Below are 1,086 nucleotides of genomic sequence, written 5' to 3' on the forward strand. Positions count from 1 at the left end.
ACTGAGCGTTTCGCCCTGTCTGATGGCACTATGGGGAGGTTTGTGGAGGCTGTCCGACTGACGCTGAAGTGAGAGGCGAGCCATCAGTTCGCCGTGAGGCGCCAGAGGGCTGTTTGATCCCGATGCCTCCTGTCTGATCCCAACCGGGGGCCGCTCGACGGTCTTTGACCGCTGGCGGGGCCGACCGCCGCGCAGTACATCTGAAACATGACCGCCGACAGCGGCTATCCGAGCGACCTGTCCGACGAGCGCTGGCAGCTGATCGAGCCGGTGCTCACCGCCTGGCGGGCCGAGCGCCGCGGCCGCGGCCTGGACATCGGCCGCCCGCCCGAACACGACCTGCGCTTGCTGATGAACGCGATCCTGTACGTGGACCGCACCGGCGTCCCCTGGCGCTACCTGCCGCACGACTTCCCGCCCTGGCCCACGACCTACCACTACTTCGCCTGCTGGCAGGAAGACGACGTCTTCGCCCAGCTCACCGGCCTGCTGCGACGCCTGGTCCGCGAAGCCGAAGGACGCGACAGCGAACCGTCGGCCTGCGTCCTGGACTCGCAGACCATCAAGACCTCCGCCAACGTGCACCTCGGGGACCAGGGCACCGACGCCGGCAAGCGGATCATCGGCCGCAAGCGCCACCTCGGCTGCGACACGCTCGGCCTGCTGCTGACCGTGCTGGTCACCGCCGCGAGCGTTTCCGACACGGCGGCCGGCGTGCACCTGCTCTCGCGCATCGCCGCGGCTCACCCCCGCATCCGCAAGGTGTGGGTGGACGCCGGCTACCGCACCACCGCCATCGAGCACGGCGCCCGCCTGGGCATCGACGTCCAGCCCGTCCAACGCCCGCCGGGCGCCCGCGGTTTCACCATCATCCCCAGACGCTGGACCATCGAGCGCAGCATCGGCTGGCTCATGCACCACCGCCGCCTCGCCCGCGACTACGAGCGACACCCACACCGTTCCGAAGCCATGATCCACCTCGCGATGATCGACCTCATGACCCGCCGCCTCACCGGCGAAAGCACCCTGAACTGGCGCGGAACCTAACCCGGGATCAAACACACCTCACAGGGCGAAACACTCAGT

1 protein-coding gene is annotated in these 1,086 nt (G+C 68.7%); it reads left to right on the forward strand.

The window, feature by feature from the left end; translation table 11 throughout:
- The first annotated feature begins 207 nt into the window (after window positions 1-207).
- The gene (locus tag ACZ56E_RS40645; protein ID WP_471222003.1) at window positions 208-1,047 is read left to right on the forward strand and encodes an IS5 family transposase; all 840 of its coding nucleotides are present in this window, start codon (window positions 208-210) and stop codon (window positions 1,045-1,047) included.
- The last annotated feature ends 39 nt before the right edge of the window (window positions 1,048-1,086 follow it).

The organism is Streptomyces sp. NPDC039480 (assembly GCF_055597165.1).